Origin of the sequence: Phormidium sp. CCY1219, from assembly GCF_035615515.1 — a bacterium.
Lineage (GTDB): Bacteria > Cyanobacteriota > Cyanobacteriia > Cyanobacteriales > Laspinemataceae > CCY1219.
The window spans coordinates 24,924-39,427 of sequence record NZ_JAJENT010000323.1 but is presented as its reverse complement, the minus strand read 5'-3'; the positions used below and the strand labels follow the sequence as shown (position 1 = coordinate 39,427).

The window sequence follows — 14,504 nt, the reverse complement described above, 5'->3', positions numbered from 1 at the left end:
AACCCAGATCTCAAAGGTCTGGGCGCAGAAGCCCGCGCCGTACCGCCTAAGCGGTCGGCGTCGGGAGTACGTCACCTCAGCCTCAGGGTAGGGATTGAAATCATAACCCCTCAACCCCTACCCTGACAAAAAGCACTTTTGTACTCAACCCATGATAAAATCCAACCCATGACAATGGGAAAACGCACCTCGGCAGCAGCCATAGAAGTCCGCTTACTGCGCGAAGGAATCTTAGAATCAACACACAAAGCCCAGGCTGCGGTTTGTGACAGCCGGGGACGGGTGCTGTCCGTTTCCGGTAACTCAGAGACCGCCACCTTTGTTCGTTCGTCTCTCAAACCCTTCCAAGCCCTAGCGGTTACCGGCAGTGGCACCTTAGAACGTTACGAACTGAGCGATCGCGACCTCGCCATCATTTGCAGTTCCCACAGAGGCACCATCGAACAAGCGCGACAGGCATTTAACGTCCTGTGGCGCTGCGATGTGGATACCACCGCCCTCCAGTGCCCGACCCCTCCTGGGAAAGAAAGCCCCCTACAGCACAACTGCTCTGGGAAACATGCCGGCATGCTCGCCGTGTGCAAGCAGCGCAACTTTCCCCTAGAAACCTATCTGCAGCGCAATCATCCAGTGCAGCGCTTGATTATCGGCAAAATCGCCGAATTGCTGCGGATGCCCGCCGAAGAGTTTATCTGCGTCCGCGACGACTGCGGCGCGCCCACCTACTTGATGGAATTGAAGCAGATGGCCACCTTGTACGCCCTGCTGTGTTCCGGAGACAACTTGGATATGGAGCGCATCGTGCGGGCGATGACGAATTACCCTTATTTAATCGCCGGCGAGGGAGAATTCGATACCGAACTGATGCGCTTGAGCGAGGGACAACTGGTGAGCAAAGGCGGTGCAGAAGGCGTCTTGTGCATTGGGCGCGAAGGGGAAGGCATGGGTTTGGCGATTAAAGTAATGGATGGTGCAAAACGCGCCAAATATGCCGTGGCGATTCATTTGCTCAAGCAATTGGGCTGGATCTCCCCCGCGATCGCCGAAAACCTCGCCGAAACTTATATCACCCTCAGTGACTTTAAGCGCCTCGATCCGATTGGCGAACTGTCAATGCTCTAGACAAACTTGGTGAAGCGTTAAGGGTTTATTCACACAAAAAAGAGGGGAAATAAAGTCAAAATGCTCCATCCCCAATAGACAATAAACCCTTAACCCTTCCCGAGTCTGGGGGGGATTTTTTTCGGCCAACAGATAAAAAATATCCGATAACAATCCACCGAATTTGGGATAAAACCGGAATTGAGAAAAGCCGACAGAGAGAAAAGAGAAAGCCATTAATCCATAGCAAACGCAGTATTTTCCTCCCTACCTCGTCACTTCAGAACCGAGAGCAACGAAACTATTAAAAACCGAGAGTAATGGCCCGGTTTGTTCCTGACCGTTCGTAGCCAAATCGCTATGACACAGAATCACGCGATCGCTGACCCGGCCCAGCAAATCCCGAACGATCCGGCGCAATCGATCCTCATCTGCAGCCATCTGCGCTTCCACACTCCACAAATCCCCAGACCACCCTTCGAGGAACAACGGAGCCGCGAATAAACTCGCCGCACCGCCACTCAACCACAGCGGCGAGCCAACATCCAGCCAAAACTGCCAACGATGAAACTGGCGCGCCGCGCGGTATTGGAAAATCGTGGCCAGGGTCACGCAACCGCGATCGCCCGCGAAGTGGCTCACCGGAAACGGATTAGCCGTCAGAGTGCCTTGGCGCAGAAGTTGAATGAATTGACCCACCGTCACATATTCCGGCGCATCATGTTCCCCGCCATCGCGCAGGCGGAGGTCCACTTCCCAGTAATGTTGCGCCGTTTCGATTAATTCGCGCAGAGCGGCGATTTGGTCTGTGGGGAGAGCATTACCCGGCCACAAAAAGCGCTGAATTGCGCGATCGAGAACCACTAGAGGGCTAGGGATCGAACCGGCTTCAAGCTGCGATCGCTGCTGTTCGATCCACTGTAAAATCCCTTGATAAGCCGCCGTCGCCCGATATCCCAGACGATCCCATCGCGGGAATGCACTCACCGGCAAAACCCGGGGATTTTCCGGTGCTGGAGAATAGCAGTGATCCACCAACAATCCCGCCCGTACCGGGTCGATAGGCGGCAATTGCGCGCCATACACTGGCGATGCGGAAGGTTGATGCAAATACTGGAGAAAATTCCCCTCCGCGCCCTCCTCTTCTTGGGTTAGATCTGCAAACGGATAATTCGGGTGAGCCTCGTCAGTGTCGCCCCCTGCGCCACTGAGCACCACCAACATTTCCGCCACACTTTCGCGGTCTACCAGACGGCCCAAACCCGGGTAAACCAGCGCGAGGAGGGTGAGCAAAGCGCGGATCGAGCTCACGCTGATGAGCGGGCGTTGCTCGTGCAGGGACTGGACCGGGATGCCTTTAGCGATCAGGATGTCGCGCAGGGTATAGCGCGCGATCGCATCCAAACCCGGGGCGATCGCCACCACATCTTGCGGTTCCACCTCGCCGCGATGAATTGCCCCCGCGATCGCCTCTGCAGTTTCGCGCAAAAGCTGCCCCCGCGAAGTGGTTTGAATCCATCCCACACAGCGGCCAAATTCTGCCTCATTCAATTCTCCCAGAAAAACCGTCGGCTCTTCGAGGAGTTCCAACATCATCTCTCCCAACTGAGAGGGGAAACCCTTGGGGGAGGTCAAATATTCCTGGCGACAGCGACGCGCCAACCGCTTCATCGCATCGGGATCCGCCCCCAATCCCAGTCGCACCGCACCTTGGGGATTATACGTAAAGACCCCCGCCACCCCGGCATCCAGAAGGATTTCAAACAAATCCGCCGCGATTTTGGGATATTCATCCACATCATCGGCGAGAATGCCCTGGTAGCGATCGATTAACTGACTGCGGTAGGTGGGATGGGGCAATAAATGCCGCCAATAGAGTTCCGTAATGATGCCATAGGTGAGCAAACCCCGTTCCAGGCACCACCTGCGCCAGCGTTGCAGCAGTTCCCCCATGCAGTGCCACAAACTGGGGGAACCTTGTTCTTCGGGGATTCCTTGTTTTAAAATAACCGGGGTATCTTCCAGGGGGATGCCACTAAAGGCGGCGAGTTGCAGCAGGTCCAAGGTGCGGCGAACCATGCGATATTCGCTGACGCCCACCGCACGCAATTCTCCGCTGTCTAATTCCGGTTGCCACACTCGGGTGGCGAGTTCCTGTTCGGTTTCCGGGCGCACCCGCAGGGGAAATTGGGCGCTGAGATTGAGTGTTTGGATGAGTAAGGGCCAGTAGAGAATTACTTCATTTTGGAAGAATGCCAGGGGGGTGGTGGACTGCACCGGATATTCTCCGTCAGTGGCGGCACTGAGGCGATCGGTCAGTTCGATCCGGTTATCGCCAGTGGCGGCAAAAACCAACAGGGGGGGTGTGGCTTGTTTTGCCCCTAACTCTTTAGTGGTCCGGTTCTCTCCGTTGCTGGGGCGCAAACCGAGTTGCACCCAGTGGCAGAACTGTTGCACCAATGCAAGACTCTTGCCACTGCGGGTTTCTCCTTCTATCCAAATCGACTCCAATTTCACCGCTAATCCTCAACCAAATTTGTTAATATACTACAATCTGCTTGCAGGGGTGCTGATTTTCATTATTGCCCTTTCTCCTGAAGATTTTTGCACTCTCCAAGGCCAGGGAGGATCTCACTCCAGCACAGCGCTTTCCCCGGGGCAAGCGATCGGCTGATGGGAACCATTCGGGCGGTTCCAGTGTTGCCATTATTCCCCGCCTTTGTCCGAGAAGGGAATGTCACTTTCGGTGTGGGGAGATGTTTTCGATATCGATTTGTGCATTGAACGGGTCAGCCAAAATTTTCCATTGATTTTATCCAAAATTGCAACGTTTTTTCGATAAATCGGCCATGAAAAAACAGAATTCCGGGAACAGAAAAGGATTTTTTCGCGCTGCACGACGGTGGTTTTTAGAAACTCCGGAGCGCTCGCTAAATCTTGCATACAAGGCCGCTATCGAGATTCGAGAAATCGAGAAAAAGCATTTTAACGGCAAGTGTATTTCACCGAAAAATTCTCCTTATGGGGAGAGTGTTTATGCATTATATGAATCGGATTTAAGTCGAAATTTAAGTATTATTAAGTTACGTTTGAGAGAGTTTAGGAATAGTCGTTCCTTTATCGAGATTTACAAACAGTCCCGGTTTGGGGAAGAGTCATCCTCTTCCTCCAAAGGCGATCGCACCCTGCCCGAGGGCGTTGGACTCTCGCGCGAGCAACAGTCAATGATTTTAGATCGGCTAAACTTCATTGATGAAATTACCTCGAAATACCGGAACAAAAGTCCGATTCCCACCACTGCAGTCTCGCGATCGCCAGTGGAAGAATCTGCATCCCGAGAGGATTCATCCTCCGACTCAGCTCCCTTATTGCCATCGGTGACCAAAACCTATGGTATCGAACCTAAAAATCGAGGGCCGTTGAAACCGAAGAACAAAACCGAACCTCGGGTGGATGTGGATACCGATAAGGAACTGGGAAATCAAGGGAATAACAGGAAAGAATTAGGGTCTTTAGCGGATCAAACTAGTTTTTTGCCCCGATCGATTTTAAGAACCCTCGATCGCCTGAAACGAGAACTGGATCCAAAAGCGGAAGAAGAAGTCGTTCAAGAATTCCGCAGCTCGAAAACCAAAACCATTGTTTCGCTGAAGTTCATTTTACTGCTGATACTCATTCCCCTGCTGACCCAACAGGTGGCGAAAAACTTTATCGTCGGGCCGATTTACGATAGCGTGGTGGGCGATCGAGCGGAAATTTTCCTCAACGTGGATATGAAAGAAGAAGCGTTGATAGAATTAAATCACTTTCACGAACGGCTCGAATTCGAGCAGATGATTGCTCAAACTATTGAAGAATTACCGGAAGAAGAAAAAGAAGAACTGAACTTTATCGGTAAAATTCCGCATCATCTTTCTGAGGAAGAAATCCACCACGAACTCCAACACAAAGCGATTGAAATTGCCGAAGAATACAGTCGGCAAAGTTCCAACGCAGTTAAAAACATTTTTTCAGACATTTTTTCGTTTTTGGCCTTTGGCGTGGTAATTTACAACAGCAAGCGAGAAATCCAAAACGTTAAATCGTTTATGGATGATATTGTTTACGGACTCAGTGACAGTGCCAAGGCATTTATTATTATCTTGTTTACGGATATCTTCGTGGGATTCCACTCCCCGCATGGGTGGGAAATTATTCTCGAAGGGATTTCTCGCCATTTAGGTTTACCCGAAAGCCGGGAATTTATCTTCCTGTTTATTGCCACCTTTCCCGTGATTTTGGATACGGTGTTTAAGTATTGGATTTTCCGCTACTTAAATCGCATTTCGCCTTCTGCGGTTGCCACCTATCGCAACATGAACGAGTAGGATTTACCGGAGAAGGAAAGGGGGTTTTGTTCATTTTGAGGGTTGAATTCTGGGAGAGCGCGGACGGCAAGGGGTTCCCATGCAAACTTGTCCTGCGGGCATATTGCTAAAGACACTGCTGCGGGCAGCGATAAAGGCATTTGCGCCGATTTTGACTCCCGGACCGATAAAACAATCGGCGGCAATCCAAGCGCCATTGCCGATAAAGATGGGGGAAGTTTGCAAGCCAAAAGCGGGGTCTTGGCGGTCGTGGTTGCCGGTACAGAGGTAGGTATTTTGGGAAATAGCGCAGTGTTGGCCGACGCAGATGCGATCGAGACTGTAGAAGACCACATCATCGCCGATCCAGCTATAGTCACCGATTTCGACTTTCCAGGGATAGGTAAAGCGGGCGGTGGGGCGGATGAGAACTCCCGTACCGATCCGAGCGCCGAACAGACGCAGCAACTGGCGACGGAACCCATGAGCGAAGTGGGGGCTTAAGGGGAAAGCGATCGCTTGGACGAACCACCAGAAGAGGATAAAGCCACCGGAGCGACCGCGATCGAACCAGGATTGGTCGTATTGGCGTAAATCCACCATTGGGGGGGAATCCAGGGCCGGATCCGGGGCAGTGGGGGCGCGATCGCCGCCACTAGCGGAGTGCGACTCAGGGGTTTGTGCCGAGGTTGAGGATGGAGCAGAACTCGGATCGGGAACAGAAGGCGTCATGGTTTGGGAAACAGAAAAAACATCGAGAAAACAAACAACCCGATTCAACTGTAAAGCGGGTTAATTGGCGGTGAGTTAATTTTGAACTTCTGTGACTTCAGGCACTTTAGTCGGTTGTGAATTAGCGGTGGGAAATTGCTGATTTAGCTGACCGCCAAACTTCCGCAATTCATAAAGTTTTACCCCAATTTGGTACTCGTACTGGCTCAACAGCCGCCCGTAAATGTAACCGGCTTTTCCATCCAGGAATCCGAGTTTGATGATATAGAACCAAATAAACCGCAAGAGGGGTCTAAAGGGGAGGCGCACCCAGACTTTTTTAATAAACCGCTTGCGCTGAACCGGGTCGCCAAAGAAGTTAGAGCCGATGGTGCCGGCTTCGTCGCGACCTTCCAGGAGATTGTAATAAACGCGAGCTTCCCAATTGGAGTAGCGATTGTGACGTTCTAGCCATTGGTAGATATCGCGAAAGTCTTCGTGGAGAATGTCATGGTTGAGGTAGCCGGCGGGACGTTCTAGGATAACATGTTCGTGAACTTCGTTATCGCCGGTGTTGGGGACTTCTTCCGTGCCCAAATTTTCGTAGCGACCTTTTTGATGGCGAAATAAGCGCAGGTTCCAGTCTGGATATTTGCCGCCGAAGCGAATCCATTGTCCGAGGAAGAAGACTTTGCGGTTGATGTAGTAGCCATCGTAGTTTGGATTTGAAATGGCTGAGGCCATTTCATCCCAAAGTTCGGTGGGAATGCGCTCGTCACAATCGAGGATCAAGACCCATTCATTGCGAAAGGGGAGGTTTTCCAACGACCAATTTTTCTTTTTTGGCCATCGACCGTTAAAGTGGAATTGAACGACTTTAGCGCCGAAACTTTCGGAAATTTCCACCGTGCGATCGCTACTTTGCGAATCTACCACGAACACTTCATCGGCTCGCTTGACACTAGCAAGACAAGCCGGCAGGTTGGTTTCTTCGTTTTTCGCCGGAATGAGCACGGAGATGGGAACTTGTGCGGGTGTCGAGGTCATAATAATTAGCTTTCAACCAACAGAAGGAGGAAATTTGAGCATGTATGTTGGGAGCGATCGCTTCGGGGAGTCGCTGTCTTTTCCCCAAGGGTTGTTGACACTGCTGAAGCATCGAAACAAATCGCCAACCCAAAAGACTTTCTCATCGGTTATGCTTCTTATCCTAGCCTGTGGCTCATGTAGATGCACATCCAATGAAGTTTCCCCATCAATCCCTCGAGCCTTTCGTCGGTATGTGTTTTCATACAGGATCGGCATTTTCAGGCTTTGGTGCATCCAGGGGGGCGGGTTGCGGTGTTGGCGACCCCAGTACCATCCCGCGTACAGAAGCCGTCAAATAGCCGATTTGTCCGTAAGCGTACACCAAGTTATCGAAACTTTGCGCCGGATCGCTGAGGTATTTCACCGATTTGTAGAGGCCGCGCAGGAATTTTTCGCCGCCGCGAGGGAGTTGCCCCCAACCGGCCTCTCCGGTGAGGTGTTCGCGGTAACACTCGCTGATCCCTTGCCACCAGCCGCGATTTAAAAACCAGCTTTTGGTGACTCGTTCGGGAAAAACTTGGTGGGACACTAAGGCATCGGGGAGATAGGCTACCTGCCACCCGGATTTGAGAACCAGTTCGGTCATGTAAAGGTCTCCGTTAGATAACAGGTTTTTGCCGGCGCGATCGAGTTTGACATCAAAGCCGCCAACCTGTTCGTAAACGGTGCGGCGAATGGCATAATTTAACCCTCTCGGAGTCAGTCCGGGGCGGTCGATATAGAACAGTTCGTCGCCGAGGTCATAGGCTCCCAGATTTTCGGCTAACCCTGGTGAAAGCCAGGGGGGCGCGGTGACGCCAGAGGGCCACAACAATTCGATTTTTCCGCCGGCAACCCCGAGGCGATCGTTGGCTTGAAAGGCATCATAAATGACCTGGAGCCAGTGGGGGGTAGCGAGGGCATCGTCGTCGAGATACGCAATAATCGGCGATTGAGAGTTTCTCGCCCCAGTGTTGCGAGCGACATTCAGTCCGAGGGTGGGTTCGTAGAGGTATTTGAGACGCGCATCGCACTGGCGTTCGGCGACCACAGATTTGGTGCGATCGCTCGAGGCATTATCGACGACGATCGCTTCAAAATCCGCAAAGTCCTGCTGCAGGAGGCTGTCAATGGCTCCGCCCAAATAGTTGGCTCGATTGTGGGTACAGATAATTACAGAGATTTTAGGGTCTGGCATGGATTTAGGCTCCACTGGCTGGAAGATAGGGTGAGGATTTAGGCGTGAGGAGTTACCCAGACCCCGCACAACCGCAAGGTAAATTGGCGTGGATTCTGGTTCAAGGCGACCTCGAATGCACATCCAGGGATCTTTGCCCTGGAGGAAGGTGACGAGTTAGGCTTACGGTATGCCTTTCGGTTTCCTCCTGCTCTGTGACAAGTTCTAACATTAATATTTCTGATTTGTCAGCTATTGCGTTCCGCTTGTTGAATTTGTGCGATCGCATCTGAGGTTTTACATTGGGAAGCGCGATCGCCACCCTTGGAGAAGAAAATGAGTGCAAAGCAAGTTGTATTGGTTACAGGTCCGGCACGATCGGGCAAAAGTGAATGGGCGGAAATGCTGGCAGAACAAATGGCTCAACCGACGATCTATGTGGCAACGGCGCGGGTTGACCCCTCGGATGCGGAGTGGGTGGCGCGGATCGAGCGTCATCGGATGCGCCGCATGAGTTCTTGGAAAACGATGGAAGTGCCCACTGAGTTGGCGCAGACGATTCAATCTGCCCCACCGAACTATTGTTTGCTGGTGGATTCTTTGGGTACCTGGGTGGCGAATTTACTCGATTGCGATCGCCCCACTTGGGATGAGATTGAGCGCGGGTTGCTCAGTAGTTTGCACGATTCCACGGCGGATGCGGTGATTTTTGTGGCGGAGGAAACCGGCTGGGGAGTGGTGCCGGCATATCCGATGGGTCGTCTGTTTCGCGATCGCCTGGGCACTTTGGTGCGTCGCTTGGGGGCGATCGCTCACCCCGTCTATCTCGTCACTGGCGGTCACGTTTTGAATTTAAGCCGTCTCGGTTCCCCTTTACCTCCGGGCAATCCAGAGTCGGAAGATTCCCTCCCCGAGTGAAAGTGAAGCGGTTTGACAGTGCCTCGTCCGCTGGAAATTTTAATATTTTTTTTAATACTTGTCGGTTTAACGCAAATCCTGTTGCGATCCTCAATCCGGGGCGATCGCATTTTCTTCGCCACGGGGAGTTTTTCTACGCTAGTATTATGGGATGCGATGGTTTCTTGACATTTGGGACTCGTGCGGGAGGGAGAACACAGCAGGGAAGCGATCGCCTCTACCCGCGCCGATGCAAAGGGGTAAGGTCAGCCAAAAATATATCGGCTGTGGGATGCGGCTGCCGGAGCATTTCAATTAAACTAGAAGAAGAATTCGGATGTAAATTTAAAAAAATCTCTAAAATAATGAGTCACATTTTGGCTCAGATCCGTTCAGCAGAAATCATTTAGGAAACAACTTTATGGCATCAGAAAAAGACGTCAGAAAATATCTCGCGTATTGGTTTCAATTAGGCAAGCAAGTGGTAGTCCCGCGTACCGGGGAAAAACTTCTGCCCAACCCAGTTTTTAGAGGATTTCGGTATAGTCCAGAATTTGAAGAGTGTTGGCAAAAAATTATCTCCTCCAACAGAAGGGATTGTTATGTAGAGGGCACGGATGAAACCATTGGAGAACTGCTGACCTCAAAGTGGGAACTGATTTTGTGCGGTCGATGCGCCATGCCGATTCCGGCGCGGACAAAAGGAATGCCGCCAGAGCAGTGTCCCTGTAGCGATTTACCGAATTGGCCGAATACAGAAGTGCCAGCGCCGCGATCGCCCGTAGACACGCAAAGCCATCTCAATTCGATTCGTAGGCGTTTGAGCGAAGTGGAGGAGGAGTCGGAAACCCAAAGTCATGTCCCTACCCCATCCCCGGATATGCCCCATGAAATATTGAATTTTCCGCCTTGTGCCTGTCCCCTGCATCAGCATGCGGCGAATCAGTAATTGAATGGCGGTGGATTAATGAGAACTGCCCACCGCTTCCGGCGATCGCGATCGGTGTCGTTCGATTTCTAAGGTCAAGAAATCAGAGGCCATTTGCGTGTTGGGAAAAATCGCCCGCGCTTCTGCTTGCAAATCCTCCAGTTGGATATTGTTTCCCGGGGCATAGCGCGGGCTAAAATGGGTCATCATTAATTGCTTGACTTGCGCCGCTAAAGCCACTTGCGCCGCCATCGTGCTGGTGGAGTGCAACCGTTCGATGGCCATCTGCGCGTCTTGATGGGAAAAGGTGGCTTCGTGAATCAGCAGATCCGCATCCCGGGCCAGTTCCACGGCGGAGTCACAGTAAATCGTATCGGTACAGTAGGCCAATTTCCGCCCGGTTTCGGGAGGGGCGCATAACTCGGTGCCGCGAATCACTCGTCCATCAGCTAACGTCACGGTTTCGCCGCGTTTGAGCTTGCCATAGAGCGGGCCGGGAGGAATCCCCAGGGCGGTGGCTTTTTCCACATTAAAGCGTCCGGGACGGTTTTTTTCCTCGATGCGATAGCCAAATGCCGTGACGCGATGTTCTAAGCGCGCACATTTTACCACATACTCATCATTTTCAAACACAATTCCGGGGCGATTTTGATGGACTTTCAGAGGGTAAGAAAAATGAGTTTGCGAATATCGGCTGCAGGCTTGTAAATAATCTTTCAGACCGGGAGGGCCATAAATATCGATGCGATCGACATTGCCTGCCAGACCACAGCTTGCCAATAAACCCATCAAGCCAAAGATGTGGTCGCCATGCATGTGGGTGATAAAAATGCGAGCGATTTGACTAATTTTAATGTCGCTGCGAAGAATTTGATGTTGAGTGCCTTCGCCACAGTCAAACAGCCAGACCTCTGCCCGTTGGGGGAGACGGAGGGCGACACTGGACACATTGCGCGATCGCGTGGGGACTCCGGAACTGGTTCCTAAAAACGTAATCTGCATTTCGCGGGGGTTTACACTCAAATTCAACCAATTGCACGGGAAAAATCTTTCCACTTCCTTCAGACTCGGCGTAACTGGCGCGATCGCAATTTGTCCGTGCATTCTCGCCAGAAATTCACCCGGTTCTCACGGTAGTAGGGCGATGTCATCTGACTCAGTGGCCACAGCAGTGGAAAGCCCGAATCGGGACGCCTACTATCGTACCATAGCCGCTGGTTTTCCAAGACTCAGGCGTAAGCTGGTGAAAAATTGCTATAACTCTCGAGAAGCGCCGAGCGGTTTATCCTCTGCCGGAGAAATCGCGCGATCGGCTCGTAAACCCTGAGACTTCCTACGGACCTTGACTATGAAGTTGTTGTCCCAACTCCAACCCCTGTGGCAAAGCCGACGCTATGTATTGTTCGTGGCACTGCTGTGGCTGATGATGGTGGCACCGGCGCGCGCCGCGCTTCTATTGCGAATTGCCATTGAAGAAGATGTCAGTTCGGTGAAAGTGGGCAGTTCCACACCGGCGAGGGTCGCGAATGGAGCCGGTCGCCCCTTGGGAGAAATTGACGGCATGCAAGCATCTCTGGCCCGCGCTGGCGGTTCGCAAGTGAATCTCGGATCCTGGAAAGCGAACCGGATGACCATCGACCCCACGGGAGATGGTTTCGTTTATATCGGCGATCGCTGGTATCGCGGTCGCCTCGTCCTGGTGGCTACCCCGGAAGGACTGATCGCCATCAATGCGGTGAATTTGGAAGAATATCTCTACAGCGTCGTTGGTGCGGAAATGAGTCCGAGTTGGCCGGGTGAAGCCCTAAAAGCGCAAGCGGTTGCCGCCCGTACCTACGCCCTCTATCAGCGCCAAAATCGCGGGAATGACCTCTACGACCTGGGGGACGATACCTTCTGGCAAGTGTACAACGGGGTGGAAAAAGAAGCGTCCACCACCCATGCTGCCGTTCAAGCCACCGCCGGCCAAGCTCTGGTTCACAATGGTCAACTGATTGAAGCGGTCTACCATGCCTCTTCTGGAGGACATACGGAAAATGTGGAGGATGTGTGGACTCATCCTCGCCCCTATCTGCGTGGGGTGCCGGACTACGATTCCGGAACGCCGACTTACCAATGGACCGAAACCTTTTCCAGAAATGAACTCAGCGCCCGGATTTCTGGGGTGGGCAACGTGGTGTCAATGGAACCGGAAAGCACCACTCCCCACGGTAGAATCGTGACTATGCGCGTGGTGGGCGATGCGGGGGTGCGCTCGATCGCCGGCGAGTCTTTGCGTCAAGCCCTTAACCTGCGAAGCACTCGCTTTACGGTCTTGCCCGAATATGGTTCCTCCGCCAGTAAAAATAATCTTGCTTCTGCGCCGATTCAGTTTACAATCCAAGGCCGAGGATTCGGTCACGGGGTGGGCATGAGCCAGTGGGGCGCGTACAATCTCGCTCGTCGCGGCGTGAACTATCAGCAAATCTTGCTGCATTATTATCAAAATGCGAATTTGGCCAAAATTCGGGTGGAATAATTTCGCGATCGCACCGATTTTGTGCTTAAATTCTTACCCGGGCACCTCATTTTTTGCCCCGTTCAACCCTCGAGCTACAGGCATGAATGCCTCACCCTATCGAAAACCACATCAGGAGGAATCGCCGTGCAAAAGTGGGAATACCTCTTCGTTCGAGTTGATTACTTTGCCGGCGATCTCCGAGCGCAAAGTGCTTTCTGGAGAAGAGCTTCGCGATCGCAACATCAATCTGCCCCTGTACGAATACGCGAATAAAATCGGCGAAGAAGGCTGGGAATTGGTTAACCTCAACTTTAACCCGGCCTACGGTTATGGCTTTTTGACGTTCAAACGTCCGAAGTCTGGAACCGCCGATGAACCAACCGTGAAGGGGTGAAGGGTGAAGGGGTGAATTTTGACCTTTCATCCTTCATCCTTCAACCCATTTGCGCGTTAGTTCCCTTCTTCTAGCCGTCGTCGCCATTCGGCGTCAATTTGAGCCGATCGCTGACTTTCTTGCTCGATTAAGTCGGTTTCGGTGGTATAGGCAATATCTTCGCCACTGATTGTATTTTGAGCGGCAAACTGATTAGCGAAGGTCAGTTTTTTCTGTAATTCGCTGTCGGCTTGATTCAAGGCGATCGCCCGTTTTTGTCGCCGTTCGTTGCGCGCTTCAATTTTCTGGTTACGCCATTTAATCCAGAAATAACGCCCCAAGGGAACGGCGAGAAATGCAATGCCGTAACCAATTAACAACCAATAAATTGAGGCGGTAAAGGCGACTAATCCCCCAAGTTGGGAGGCCCCATCGCGCAGCAAATATCCTAAAAACAATCCTCCCACAATATTAACGCCGCCCAATCCTGCCGCTAAACTCAACTGACCGGAGGACGCTTCGCTAAATCGCCAGGGGGATTCGCGCAAATATGCCGCCACCGATTGCTGATTCTGCTGTTGGGCACTCACCTGTAATTCGGGAAAATGATACACGATTTGCCCGTCGGGACTAACCTCCGGACGCCCGTTAAATCGACTCAGCACCGGCAACATGTAGTCTTCAAATTCTTGGGAATAACCTTCCCCTAGTTCGTCCAAATACGGGGCAATTTGTTCGGCAACTACGGCACCTTTATTGTTGCGAATCGTGGTGGCGATCGCTTGCCAACGTCGTTCCTCTAAATTCGCATTCGGATTTCCATCCCCAAACAAAAACGAAAACACCGACTCCAAAAAATTCATCTTGTTTTCCGATGAACTAGACCGCCGATGTTGTCGTCGCTGCTGGTATCTGCCATAGTTCGGATCGAAAAACCAAAACAAATCCGGTCCCCACAAAAAACGTGGGAAAAATATGATGCTCCCACCACCCGAACGCCCGCCGCGATTGTTATTGTCTCGATTCACGGACGTCAAAATGATAAAAATGGTGGCAAAAATAATAAAAATTGACAGGAGCAAAATAATCCCAAACGAAATCCGAATCAGGTAAAATAACACCCGCCAAACCCGTTCCCACCACTCTTTTAGCCGCAGCCGCCAATACTTATTGCGAAGCACTGCTCTAAAATGCTTCGGAAACTGATAGAGGATATCCCCGGTTTGGGCAACCTGTAAATGACCCCCTGCTTCTGACGCTAACGCTAATAATTCTTTTTCGGCCACATTGACCTCTAAGCCCGCTTGAGCTGCCACGTCCCCAACAGTGACGCGATAATCCAGTTTCTCAACGGCTTGCATAATACTGGGATTTAGAGCCATGTCTTGCCCTCAATGAAAATG

12 protein-coding genes are annotated in these 14,504 nt (G+C 51.9%); 6 read left to right on the top strand and 6 right to left on the bottom strand.

Translation table 11 applies throughout. The features are described from left to right. Positions 1-168: 168 nt before the first annotated feature. Complete coding sequence (locus LKK83_RS05660; protein WP_324629958.1) at positions 169-1,122, top strand: asparaginase; 954 nt, start codon at positions 169-171, stop codon at positions 1,120-1,122. 246 nt (positions 1,123-1,368) lie between these two features. Here LKK83_RS05660 and LKK83_RS05655 read toward each other — a convergent pair whose 3' ends face one another. Continuing rightward, complete coding sequence (locus LKK83_RS05655; protein ID WP_324629957.1) at positions 1,369-3,618, bottom strand: recombinase family protein; 2,250 nt, start codon at positions 3,616-3,618, stop codon at positions 1,369-1,371. A gap of 332 nt (positions 3,619-3,950) precedes the next feature. Between LKK83_RS05655 and LKK83_RS05650 the strand changes: the two genes are divergently transcribed. Next, positions 3,951-5,468, top strand: a complete 1,518-nt coding sequence (locus tag LKK83_RS05650) for a proton extrusion protein PcxA (protein ID WP_324629956.1) — start codon at positions 3,951-3,953, stop codon at positions 5,466-5,468. Positions 5,469-5,498: 30 nt separating this feature from the next. Here the strand turns inward: LKK83_RS05650 and hpsU are convergent, their stop codons facing one another. The 3 genes from hpsU to LKK83_RS05635 all read right to left on the bottom strand — a co-directional run bounded on the left by hpsU (position 5,499) and on the right by LKK83_RS05635 (position 8,424). After that, the gene (gene hpsU / locus LKK83_RS05645) at positions 5,499-6,050 is read right to left on the bottom strand and encodes a hormogonium polysaccharide biosynthesis acetyltransferase HpsU (RefSeq protein WP_324629960.1); all 552 of its coding nucleotides are present in this window, start codon (positions 6,048-6,050) and stop codon (positions 5,499-5,501) included. A gap of 204 nt (positions 6,051-6,254) precedes the next feature. Beyond that, positions 6,255-7,205: a glycosyltransferase family 2 protein gene (locus tag LKK83_RS05640; RefSeq protein ID WP_324629955.1), complete on the bottom strand. Its 951-nt coding sequence runs from the start codon at positions 7,203-7,205 to the stop codon at positions 6,255-6,257. Between the two features lie 241 nt (positions 7,206-7,446). Continuing rightward, on the bottom strand, positions 7,447-8,424 hold the full coding sequence (locus tag LKK83_RS05635; protein WP_324629954.1) for a glycosyltransferase: 978 nt from the start codon (positions 8,422-8,424) through the stop codon (positions 7,447-7,449). Between the two features lie 315 nt (positions 8,425-8,739). On the opposite strand from LKK83_RS05635, the gene cobU reads away from it, so the two are divergent. Beyond that, a complete protein-coding gene (gene cobU, locus LKK83_RS05630) occupies positions 8,740-9,321 on the top strand; it encodes a bifunctional adenosylcobinamide kinase/adenosylcobinamide-phosphate guanylyltransferase (protein WP_324629953.1) in 582 nt (193 codons plus the stop codon). A 400-nt stretch (positions 9,322-9,721) separates the two neighbouring features. Beyond that, a complete protein-coding gene (locus LKK83_RS05625; RefSeq protein ID WP_324629952.1) occupies positions 9,722-10,249 on the top strand; it encodes a hypothetical protein in 528 nt (175 codons plus the stop codon). A gap of 15 nt (positions 10,250-10,264) precedes the next feature. Here LKK83_RS05625 and LKK83_RS05620 read toward each other — a convergent pair whose 3' ends face one another. Further along, positions 10,265-11,230 (bottom strand): ribonuclease Z, encoded by a 966-nt coding sequence (locus LKK83_RS05620; protein WP_324629959.1) that lies wholly within the window; start codon positions 11,228-11,230, stop codon positions 10,265-10,267. A gap of 346 nt (positions 11,231-11,576) precedes the next feature. Between LKK83_RS05620 and LKK83_RS05615 the strand changes: the two genes are divergently transcribed. Both LKK83_RS05615 and LKK83_RS05610 read left to right on the top strand, forming a co-directional pair. Next, positions 11,577-12,746: a SpoIID/LytB domain-containing protein gene (locus LKK83_RS05615; RefSeq protein WP_324629950.1), complete on the top strand. Its 1,170-nt coding sequence runs from the start codon at positions 11,577-11,579 to the stop codon at positions 12,744-12,746. 82 nt (positions 12,747-12,828) lie between these two features. Beyond that, the gene (locus tag LKK83_RS05610) at positions 12,829-13,122 is read left to right on the top strand and encodes a hypothetical protein (protein WP_324629949.1); all 294 of its coding nucleotides are present in this window, start codon (positions 12,829-12,831) and stop codon (positions 13,120-13,122) included. A gap of 56 nt (positions 13,123-13,178) precedes the next feature. Here the strand turns inward: LKK83_RS05610 and LKK83_RS05605 are convergent, their stop codons facing one another. Then, a complete protein-coding gene (locus LKK83_RS05605; protein ID WP_324629948.1) occupies positions 13,179-14,483 on the bottom strand; it encodes a hypothetical protein in 1,305 nt (434 codons plus the stop codon). Positions 14,484-14,504 lie beyond the last annotated feature (21 nt).

Bases quoted from the DNA above. Each gene is read 5' to 3' on its own strand.
- LKK83_RS05660 (WP_324629958.1), top strand. From the start codon at position 169: ATGACAATGGGAAAACGCACCTCGGCAGCAGCCATAGAAGTCCGCTTA.
- LKK83_RS05650 (WP_324629956.1), top strand. From the start codon at position 3,951: ATGAAAAAACAGAATTCCGGGAACAGAAAAGGATTTTTTCGCGCTGCA.
- hpsU (WP_324629960.1), bottom strand. From the start codon at position 6,050: ATGGTGGATTTACGCCAATACGACCAATCCTGGTTCGATCGCGGTCGC.
- LKK83_RS05640 (WP_324629955.1), bottom strand. From the start codon at position 7,205: ATGACCTCGACACCCGCACAAGTTCCCATCTCCGTGCTCATTCCGGCG.
- LKK83_RS05635 (WP_324629954.1), bottom strand. From the start codon at position 8,424: ATGCCAGACCCTAAAATCTCTGTAATTATCTGTACCCACAATCGAGCC.
- cobU (WP_324629953.1), top strand. From the start codon at position 8,740: ATGAGTGCAAAGCAAGTTGTATTGGTTACAGGTCCGGCACGATCGGGC.
- LKK83_RS05625 (WP_324629952.1), top strand. From the start codon at position 9,722: ATGGCATCAGAAAAAGACGTCAGAAAATATCTCGCGTATTGGTTTCAA.
- LKK83_RS05620 (WP_324629959.1), bottom strand. From the start codon at position 11,230: ATGCAGATTACGTTTTTAGGAACCAGTTCCGGAGTCCCCACGCGATCG.
- LKK83_RS05615 (WP_324629950.1), top strand. From the start codon at position 11,577: ATGAAGTTGTTGTCCCAACTCCAACCCCTGTGGCAAAGCCGACGCTAT.
- LKK83_RS05610 (WP_324629949.1), top strand. From the start codon at position 12,829: ATGAATGCCTCACCCTATCGAAAACCACATCAGGAGGAATCGCCGTGC.
- LKK83_RS05605 (WP_324629948.1), bottom strand. From the start codon at position 14,483: ATGGCTCTAAATCCCAGTATTATGCAAGCCGTTGAGAAACTGGATTAT.